Origin of the sequence: Natronospira elongata, from assembly GCF_034931365.1 — a bacterium.
Taxonomy (GTDB): domain Bacteria; phylum Pseudomonadota; class Gammaproteobacteria; order Natronospirales; family Natronospiraceae; genus Natronospira; species Natronospira elongata.
In genome coordinates this window covers 1-1,042 of the sequence record NZ_JAYGII010000100.1, presented here as the reverse complement: position 1 = coordinate 1,042, position 1,042 = coordinate 1, and the positions used below count along the sequence as shown (strand labels likewise).

The window sequence follows — 1,042 nt, the reverse complement described above, 5'->3', positions numbered from 1 at the left end:
CAGAAGGTCGGCCAGATGGTCCGTGCGTCGCGCGCCAATAGTACCCATGGGAACCACATCCTGATTGTTGGCGTTGGTGGGCACGGATTGAATGGAGGCCGGGGTGGCCATCTGCCGCATCTCGGCCACTGTCGCACTGGCTGTGACCTGGGCCCCCATGAATCCGCTGTGCAGGCCGGTTTCACGCCCCTGCAAGAAGGCGGGCAAATCGCCGTTGAGGCCGGGATCGGTGATGCGGGCAATGCGGCGTTCACTGAGTACGGCCATCTTGATCAGTGCCTGGGCCAGGCTGTCTGAAGCGAAGGCAATCGGTTGACCATAGAAATTGCCACCGTGCACGACCTTGCCTTCATCGGGGAAGAAGATGGGATTGTCCGTGACCGCGTTGAGTTCGTTCTCCACCACGCGGGCGTGGTCGCGGACAACCTCGTCCACCGCGCCCAGGATCTGAGGCAGGCAGCGTATGCTGTAGGGATCCTGAGGCAGGGGCTGGTCCTGGTTGACGCCGATTGCCCGGTGATCGAGTACGGGCGGCAAGTCGACGGCTGCTTCCAGCCGTTGGCTTCCTCGCGCCAGTTCCTGCAGCCAATGATGGATGCGGGCCTGGCCCCCATGGCCTCTGACCTGGGCCAGGCTGGAATCGAAGGCTTCGAGCTTTCCTTTCAGCACTTCTGCGTAGCTGACCCCGAGTGTTGCCGTCCATTCCAGGGCGCGTTGAGCGCGTATGGCAGTCAGGGCACCAATCCCCGTCATTGCCGACGTCCCGTTGACCAGGCCAAGCGCATTCTTGCCGTCAGGCTCTAGAGGGGCCCAACCGAGTTCGGCAAGAATCCTGGATGCAGCTTGTTCCGGTCCGTCCCCTAGACGTGCCCGGCCCTCGCCCATCAGGGCGCCGGCCAGATGGGCCAGGGGGGTAAGATCACCGCTGGCGCCCACGGTGCCGCGTTCCGGGATGCGTGGGAGGAAGCCAACTTCCAGGCACTGGGCGAGGCGTTCGCAGACATCGGTGCTGACGGCCGAGTGCCCCTGCAACAGGGCGTTG

At 64.0% G+C, this 1,042-nt stretch carries 1 protein-coding gene; it reads right to left on the bottom strand.

Annotation, left to right across the window (positions count from 1 at the left end):
• The coding region (locus tag VCB98_RS13920) for an HAL/PAL/TAL family ammonia-lyase (protein ID WP_346053563.1) at window positions 1-1,042 on the bottom strand (1,042 nt) is incomplete at both ends.